Source organism: Streptomyces sp. SM1 (genome assembly GCF_002910825.1).
Lineage (GTDB): Bacteria > Actinomycetota > Actinomycetes > Streptomycetales > Streptomycetaceae > Streptomyces > Streptomyces okerensis.
This window is the reverse complement of the sequence record NZ_NEUB01000859.1, coordinates 1-7,880: the sequence shown is the minus strand read 5'-3', so window position 1 is coordinate 7,880 and position 7,880 is coordinate 1. Positions and strand designations below refer to the sequence as shown.

Annotated in this window: 9 protein-coding genes and 1 pseudogene; 6 read left to right on the top strand and 4 right to left on the bottom strand. The window is 69.7% G+C overall.

Annotated elements, in window-relative coordinates:
• The 4 genes and pseudogenes from B9S61_RS28330 to B9S61_RS28315 form a co-directional block, all read right to left on the bottom strand.
• Window positions 1-455: pseudogene (locus B9S61_RS28330) on the bottom strand (IS5/IS1182 family transposase); the annotation flags it as partial.
• Window positions 456-557: 102 nt separating this feature from the next.
• The gene (locus tag B9S61_RS28325) at window positions 558-1,811 is read right to left on the bottom strand and encodes a site-specific integrase (protein WP_103544783.1); all 1,254 of its coding nucleotides are present in this window, start codon (window positions 1,809-1,811) and stop codon (window positions 558-560) included.
• Entirely contained in the window at window positions 1,811-1,999 is a 189-nt protein-coding gene (locus B9S61_RS28320) for a helix-turn-helix domain-containing protein (RefSeq protein ID WP_103544782.1), read from the bottom strand. Before B9S61_RS28320 ends, B9S61_RS28325 begins: the two co-directional genes overlap by 1 nt.
• Window positions 1,996-3,720 carry a replication initiator gene (locus tag B9S61_RS28315; protein ID WP_103544784.1) on the bottom strand — a complete coding sequence of 575 codons (1,725 nt, stop codon included), beginning with the start codon at window positions 3,718-3,720 and terminating at the stop codon, window positions 1,996-1,998. The genes B9S61_RS28320 and B9S61_RS28315 overlap by 4 nt, the downstream gene beginning before the upstream one ends.
• 320 nt (window positions 3,721-4,040) lie before the next feature.
• Here B9S61_RS28315 and B9S61_RS28310 point away from each other — a divergent pair, with 320 nt between their 5' ends.
• The 6 genes from B9S61_RS28310 to B9S61_RS28290 form a co-directional block, all read left to right on the top strand.
• A complete protein-coding gene (locus B9S61_RS28310) occupies window positions 4,041-4,469 on the top strand; it encodes a winged helix-turn-helix domain-containing protein (protein ID WP_103544781.1) in 429 nt (142 codons plus the stop codon).
• 486 nt (window positions 4,470-4,955) lie between these two features.
• Complete coding sequence (locus B9S61_RS28305; protein WP_258039897.1) at window positions 4,956-5,231, top strand: hypothetical protein; 276 nt, start codon at window positions 4,956-4,958, stop codon at window positions 5,229-5,231.
• Window positions 5,228-5,638, top strand: coding sequence for a type II toxin-antitoxin system VapC family toxin (locus B9S61_RS28300; protein ID WP_103544779.1), 411 nt, complete (start codon window positions 5,228-5,230; stop codon window positions 5,636-5,638). Before B9S61_RS28305 ends, B9S61_RS28300 begins: the two co-directional genes overlap by 4 nt.
• A gap of 147 nt (window positions 5,639-5,785) precedes the next feature.
• Complete coding sequence (locus tag B9S61_RS40450) at window positions 5,786-6,112, top strand: hypothetical protein (protein WP_146064975.1); 327 nt, start codon at window positions 5,786-5,788, stop codon at window positions 6,110-6,112.
• A gap of 6 nt (window positions 6,113-6,118) precedes the next feature.
• Entirely contained in the window at window positions 6,119-6,508 is a 390-nt protein-coding gene (locus B9S61_RS28295; RefSeq protein ID WP_103544778.1) for a hypothetical protein, read from the top strand.
• Between the two features lie 138 nt (window positions 6,509-6,646).
• A partial coding sequence (locus B9S61_RS28290; RefSeq protein ID WP_146064883.1) for a transposase occupies window positions 6,647-7,880 on the top strand: 1,234 nt, incomplete at its 3' end.

Sequence of the window (7,880 nt, the reverse complement as noted above, 5' to 3'; positions counted from 1 at the left end):
GGCCAGCCGTCCGGGGCGGCGATGACCTGCACGTTTCCTCCGTGGTGCTTGTGCTTGCCCGACCACCACAGGTCCGCGCCGTTGGGGCCGGCGGCAGCCACGCGGTCGGTGCGGATGACCGTGCCGTCCAGATTGAGGTGGGTGTACCCGGCCGCCGCCGCCCTCTCCAGCGCGCTGGACAGATCGGGCGCGTGGCCGGCGAGCACCGTCAGCCCTTCGTGCAGGTAGCGGTAGGCGGTCGGTACCGAGATGCCGTTGTCCCGGGCGAGTTGGACCAGCCGGGTACCGTCGACGAACCAGCGCAGCACGAGTACCGCCTGTTTGAAGACGCCCAGCGCGCGAGTGCCCTTGCGGGTCCCGAGCTGCTCGCGGTGCCCGCGCAGCAGCTTCGCGAGATGCTCGGCGGTCGCCCTGCGGACATCGAGCACGGCGGTGTAGGTGATAATGGACGCCACGTGGAGCCTCTGGTTGTACGGAACGTGATCTTCGCAGACCCGTTCCTACCAGGGGCTTCACTCATGTCTGACACCGAGTCACCATCCCGCCGTCCGGCATCATCACGCACCGCAACCGTCACGTTGCTGAGAAGACTTCAGTGTGTCGATGGCTTGGCGCTGGAGGCGGATTCGGACGTGTGCGTAGACGCCGGCCGTCACGCCGATGTGGGCGTGCCCCAGAAGTTCCTTGATCACGACGAGGTCGACACCCTGTTCCAGGAGCAGGGTCGCGGTCGAGTGGCGCAGGTCGTGGAAGCGGATGCGGCGGAGCCCGGCCCGGTCGAGGAATGGGCCGAAGCGCCGGGTCATGTTGGCCGGGTCGATCGGTCCGCCGGTCGGCGTGACGAAGATGAGCCCGCTGTCCTTCCAGCGCACCCCAGCCACCTTGTGTTCTGCTTCCTGACGTTGCCTGTGGCTCTTCAGCGAGTGGACACACTCGGTCGGTAGGGCGATGCGGCGTTCGGACGCGAGGGTCTTGGTGGGCAGGGCGGTCAGACCGCCGCTCGGGGTGCGTTGGAGTGAGCGGCGGACGCTCGCGGTGCCGCCATCGAGGTCGAGGTCTTCCCAGCGCAGTCCGAGGAGTTCGCCTTTGCGGAGCCCGGTGCGCAGAGCGAGTTCGTACAGCGCATGCAGCCGGTCGGCACGAGCCGCTTGCAGGAACTGGCGGGCCTCCGCCGCGGTGAGGGGCCGGAAGCGCCTGGGCCGGGGTGCGGTGGTCTTGACGTTCCGGGCGACGTTGCGGGGCAGGTCGTCATCGCGGACGGCGTGTTCGAGGGCGGCCTTGAGGACCGAGTGGACGTAAGTCACGGTCAGCGGAGAGAGCCGTTTGTCGCAGCACTGGCCGATGGCGCAGCACTGCCGCCGGGCCGTGTCCCTTCCCTGGGCGCAGCACTGGCAGGTGGCGCGGAGTCCGTCGAGGAAGGTGCGGACGTCGCGGGCGGTGAGCCGGGCGAGCTTCTTGGCGCCGAGGCCGGGGATGAGGTGTAGGCGGACGCAGGTGGCGTAGCGGGTGTGGGTGTTCTCCCGTATCTGGTGGACGGCGACGCCGTTGAGCCAGTACGTCAGGTACGCGCTGACGGTGCTGTCGGCTGCCGCGACGGGCAGGCCGAGGTCGCTGGCGGCGATCTTCTCGGTGAGCTTGGCGAGGGCTTCCTTACGGGTGGTGCCGTAGACGCGGACGCGCTTGCGGGTGTTGCCAGGGGCGAGGACATACCCGGCGGCTTCCCAACGGCCGTCCTTGCGCTGGTAGACGGTTCCGTCGCCGTTGGCGCGGGAGCGGGTCCGGCGGGATGAGGCGGGGCGCGGCGTGGTCATCAGGCGGCTTCCTGGTCGAGGCGGGTGCGGATGAGGTTGGCGAGCGCGTGGGCGGGGATGCGGCGGGCGCGGCCGAGGGTGATCGAGGCGAGCTGGCGGGTGCGGATGAGGTCGTAGACGGCGGTGCGGCCGAGCTGGAGGCGGGCCATGACCTGGGGAACCGTCAGCAGTTCCGTGCCGGCGGTCACGCGACGGCCCCTGCCCGGACAGCACTGGTCAGCCGATCAGTGGAGTGACCGACTGGGTGACCGGCGCGGTCGCTGGAGCGGTCACCGGAGCGCTTCGAGCGTCGGGTTCGGGTCGGTTGCTCGGGTCCGGTCCGCCGCGTCGCGGCCAGGAGGCCGGCGAGGTGGGCGAATTCGGGCAGGAGGCCGGTTCCTGCGTACTGCCAGTGGGAGATGACCAGCGTCGTGTCCGAGTCCATGCGCTGACCGGCGATGTTGCCGTGACCGAGTCGGTGACCGGCGGCCAGGTCAGTGGAGTGTCCGGCGCGGTCACTGACCGGACTGCCGTCCGTCTGACCGGCCTGCGTCTCCGCCGACGCTGGCGCGGGGGTCTGGGCGTCGGGTCGGCCGGTTCGCCAGGCGGCGCGTTCGGCTCGGAGGTAGGCGAGGGTGGTGGAGTAGCGGCGGGTGCGGGTGGAGAAGTGGCCTCGGAAGCCGAGCATGTGGGCCCATTGGCGCAGGCGTAGGTGGGCGTGCTGGGGCCTGGTGGCGAGGTGCCAGGCTGTGTGGATCATGCGGCGGGCGTGGTCGGTGATGTCGTGGCCGGCGAGTTCGGCGAGGAAGCGGAGGCGGCGGTCGAGGGTGCCGGCGGTGGTCTCGGCTCCCTTGGTGGCGTACTTGGCGATGTAGGCGGCGACGTGCCGCTCGGTGACCGGGCCGCCGCTGGTGAAGTCCGTGCTGCGGATCGGCCGGACGTCGATCTGCCGACCGAACTGGAACACCGACCGCCCGCCCCGGCCGGTCTCCCGGGGCCCGGGCGCATCCTCGGCGGACGGCTGCGGCTGACTTGCGTGATGGACGCGGGTGCGTGTGGCGGCGGCGCGGACGGCGTGGTCGAGGAGTTGGGTGGTGGCCCAGGCGGGTGGGGTGCTGGCGGGTCCGGTGGGTCCGTCGAGGCGGATGACGGCGTGGAAGTGGACCTGGCCGCGTTTCTGGTACTCGGCGACCTTGGCGTACGAGAGCGTGGCGTAGTGGCGCAGGGCCCGCTGCGTCAGCCCCGCCGCCTTTGCGATCTCCCGCCGCAGGTGGGTGGTGAAGCGGGTCCACAGGGCCGGGGCGTGCGCGTTCCACAGGACCGCGCCCGCGTAGTCGTAGCGGTCGGGATCGAGCGGGGTGCCGAGGAGCGGGTCGTCGTCGGAGTGGGTGTGGCCGCAGTGGCAGCGGCCGGTGTCCGGCTTGTTGTGGACGGGACCGAAGCCGGGTGCGGTGAGGGTGGCGAACACGCGGGGGTGTGCGGCGACGCTGGTGGGGACGGTCTTGCCGCCGCGTAGTCCGGCGGCGATGAGTTGGTAGGTGTCGTAGCGGTAGACGGTGGAGCAGGCGGGGCAGCGGGTGACGCGGCGGTTGCCGCGGCGGACCAGCAGTTCGCCCGCCGGGAGCCGGCCGGAGTCGAAGTGGTCGAGGATCTCGCCAGTCGCGCTGTCCAGACGGGTTCGGTGCCCGGTGAGGCGGACCGGGTGCGCGCATCCGCCTAGCGTGCTGATCTGTCGTGCGAGGGGTGCGAGGTGTCCGGCGGCGGCGAGCTTCGCCAGCCTGCCGGTCAACCTGGCGCGGCGCTCCAGCGTCGACCGCCTTGCCGTCGAGGCGGTGACGTCCGCCGAGCCGCTCGACGTGGTGAACGCCTGCGACGGGCGCGAGGCGGTCGGAATGATTGCGGGGTACGGGAATTGGAGCTGTGAGGGCATGCGGAACAGGGCCTTTCGGTGGGAGTACGGAAGCAGCACGACGTGACGGTGGGCAGGCCGAGGTGATCGGCTCACAGGGGAACGGGGCGCCTCGAAGGTGGGCGCGGAGGCCGGGGCAGGCGGGGCCTGGTCGGCGCGGGCGCGGTGGTGATCACCGGCGGGTGCGTGACGTTAACATCGGCCCACGGGCGCATTCAAGTGCATCCCTCCTCATTCCTTTCTGTGGGTGGCGGGACGCGGGTAGTGTGGGGCCGGTTTCCCGGTTTGGACGGGCCGGATTTTTCTGGTAGAGGGCGTGGAAAGCGGGGAGGTGACCGGGCGTGGTGACGACGCGGCGCGGGCGCAGGCCGGCGGCCGGCGGGGTGCCGCTGACGTTCGAGGTGATCGCCGAGGCGCTGCGGGAGCGGATCCGCTCGGGCGGGCTGCGGGCGGGGGACGCTCTGCCGACGCAGGCTGCGTTGATGCGGGAATTCGGGGCGTCGAGTCTGACCGTGCAGAAAGCCATGGCCCTGCTGAAGCAGGACGGGTGGGCGGTCTCCCGCCCCGGCAAGGGCGCCTTTGCCGCCCACCACGGCCACCCCGACAGCGCTGATGACCTCGGCGGTCCGGAGGCGACCGCACCCGTCGGCGGGACGGCGGCCCGCGTCGATGCGCTGGAGCGGGCACTGATCGACGCTGTTCAGCAGATTGCCGACCTTCGTGGCCGCGTCGAGGCCCTGGAGTCAGGCGGCGCCAAGCGGGGCCGCTGACCCGCCGTGCCGGGCAGACTCGGGGTGCGCGTTCAGATTTTCTCTACGAGGTTCAAGGCGGCACACGCCCGCTGGAACTAGCCGAACGTCGCCGACCAACTCGACGTCGGGCACGCAGCCGACGCCCGCGCGAGGTACTGGCGGGCAGCCGGGAGCGGGGCGCGGTCGGGGCCCGCCTGATGCCCTCTGGGAGCAAGTTGTGGCGTACGGACTCCTTGCCGCGTCGCGGAGCAAGCTATCTCCTGCGACCGTCCTACGGCCGGATCGCAGGCAAAAGCCGACCAGGGGGCCGACCCTTCACGTGCGTCGCGCAGGCTCACCGAGGGCGGTGGCCGGCACCGCCTCCAGCGGAGAGCTGGACCCCCGGCGGCGCACCCTCTCGGCGGACCCCTCCCCAACCGGCCTTGCGCTGCCGCACTGGCTGGCGGGGGTGAACCTCTGCCGATCCAGCTGTCCGAGACCGCGGGGCCGTCCTACACTGCTGGCGTGACCGCTGCATACGACTACGAGGACATGCACCACCTGGTGGACCGGCTCACCCCGACCCAGGTGCGACGCCTGCGCCTGCTCGTCACCCAGGATGAGGAACTGTCCCAGGTCGCCCAGTCATTGCCGACAGTCGACGCGAACGAGGGCGAGGAGTCGGTCCCGGCCGGGCTGCTGGCCCTGATCGGCCGCGTGAACGGCCCAGAGGATCTGGCTGAACAGCACGACGACTACATCCGCGAGCGGATGCGCGAGCGCTTCGGCGACTCGGCGTGATCGCCACGGTCCTGGACACCGGCCCCCTGGCTGCGGCGTTCAACGCGGCCGACCGGCGCCACCCCGAGTGCGCCTCCCTGCTGACGTCACTGACCGGCCGCCGTCTGCTGCCCAGCCCGGTCATGACCGAGGTCTGCTGGCTGCTGGAGCGCTGGCCCCAGGTCGAAGCGGCGTTCCTCACCGAGGTCGCACGGGGAACATTCGAGCTGGTCCACCTCACTCCCACCGACCTGGCGCGCATGGGTGAGCTGGTCCTCCAGTACGCCGACTTCCCGCTCGGCGGGGTCGACGCCTCGGTCATCGCCGTGGCCGAGCGCTTCGGCGTGGACCGGGTAGCCACCCTCGACCGGCGGCACTTCAGCGTCGTCAAGCCCGCCCACGTCCCCGCGCTGACACTCCTGCCGTAGCCCGACCAGTGGTCTATCCCCCTGACGGCAGCGCTGACGGCAACAGCCACGGACGCCAGGGCACAGCCACGGACGCCAGCGGAGCACGAAACCGCCGATGACCTGCGAAAACGCAGGCGGGGAGGGGTCGCGTAGCACACGTACTATGTGCTGGCGGGGGCCACGCCGGTCCTTGTTCACAATTCCGGTCCCTGCGGAATCTCGACACGTAACGAGAGGGCCGGTGATATCAATAATTACACCGATTCGCAGAAGACCCGAGATCCAGCGTCGCAGTGGTATCACGAGGAACTGAGCAATGAGGAACTTCTGGACGGGATCAACAACCCTGGCGCAGGAGATGGAATTCTCGTCTCGCGTGACGGCAAGATCCTGGGAGGCCACCACCGCAAGGACGAAATCCTGGCGAGAATCAGGGACGGGCGCATCGACCCAGATACTCCAATCCGCATTGACGTCTACGACGGGGAGTAGTGCCTGATGTCGCTGATCCATTCGACCGACCCTGACTTCCGTGTGTGTCAGATCAGCTTCGATACGCTTCTCGCGATCCAGTTGGAGGCGGAAGAGCGAGGCTGGGCGACTCGGTGGTCCTCGGTTCACGCACTCCGCAGCCAGGTCAAGGAAGGAAGCGTCGTCCTTCAGTCGCTTATGCGTGAAGAGAGAGGGGGAGTTGTACGGGCCTACCGATGCCTTCTCATGTTCTCGACCGTGGATGACGGCGGTGCGGGGGGAGTTGCCACGATCGATCTTGATCCGGCGAGGTTCGAATCGTTGGAGCGGCTTGATCGAGATCCGGATGTCCGGAAGGCGCTGGCCCGCATGTTCTCCCTTGCAATGGGCGGGACTTCAATGGTCTCGAAGAAGTAGTGGATTCTGCTGATCCGCGGTCCGATTTACAGAAGCGGTGATTGGAATGACGGCCTCTTGATAACTACTCAGGAGGTAGCTATTCAGCAGGGTGTGATCGGTTCGCGGACCGTGCGGCGTGATCGCTAGGGTGGCGGTGTGGAGGATCCCGACTGGTCTGCGAAGGACCTTCTTGCCGAGTTGGCCGCGGTACGCGGCGAGTTGGCGGCTTCCCGGGCCGAGGCGGCCGCGAAGGACGAGCGGATCGATCAGCTGCTGGTCCAGATCGCGGAGTTGACCACGCAGGTCCAGGCCCTGGTACTGCGGCTGTCGAGGGATTCCTCGACCTCCTCGAAGCCGCCGTCCTCGGACGGGCCGGGCAAGCGGCCCCGTGGCGGGTCCTCGCGTACCCGCTCGGGACGCAAACCGGGCAAGCAGCCAGGTGATCCGGGCACCACCTTGCGGCAGGTAGAGGATCCGAACGAGCGGATCGTCATCCCCGCTCCGGCATCCTGCGCCGGCTGCGCGTCCTCGCTGGTCAAGGTTCCGGTGGCCGCGGTGCGCCGCCGTCAGGTCTTTGACCTGGCCACCCCGCTTCCGCCGCAGGTCATCGAGTACGCCGCGGACGTCAAGTGCTGCCCCGGGTGCGGAAAGAAGGCCACCGGAGTCTTCCCGGCCGGAGTGGAATCGGCGGCCCAGTACGGTCCCGATGTCACCGCGAAGGTCGCGGACGCGGTCCTGGGACACCACATCCCGGTACACCGCTCGACACTGCTGGTGATGGAACTGTGCGGGATGAAGGTCTCCACCGGCTTCGCCGCATCCCTGCGAGGCCGGGCCGCCCGCCTGCTGGAGGCCGGGTTCCTGCCCTCGGTCCGCGCCCTGCTCTCCGGCGCACCCGTCGTGCACGCCGATGAGACCTTCACCCGCACCCGGGCCAGGACCGTCTTCCTGCACGTGGCCTCCACCGCGCACCTCACCCTGATGCACACCGGTGACCGCTCGGCCGCGACCATCGACGCCGGCCAGGTCCTGCCGCACCTCAGCGGTGTCCTGGTCCGCGACGGATACGCCGGCTACACCCACCTCGACCACGTCCTGCACGCCTGGTGCGGCGCGCACCTGCTACGTGACCTGCGCGGCATCCATGAAGCCGACCTCCAGGGCCAGCTGTGGGCCCGCGCCATGGCCGACACCCTCCTGGAAGCCAACCGTCTCGCGTCCGCCGCCCGCGACACCGGGCGCGAGGAACTCACCGCCGACGAACTGCGCACCATCCACCGGCTCTACACAGGAGCACTGGCCCGCTCCCGCCAGGACAACCGGAACAAGAACACCGAACTCGCCCGGCACGCCCGCACCCTGGCCAAACGTTTCGAGGAACACCGCGAGG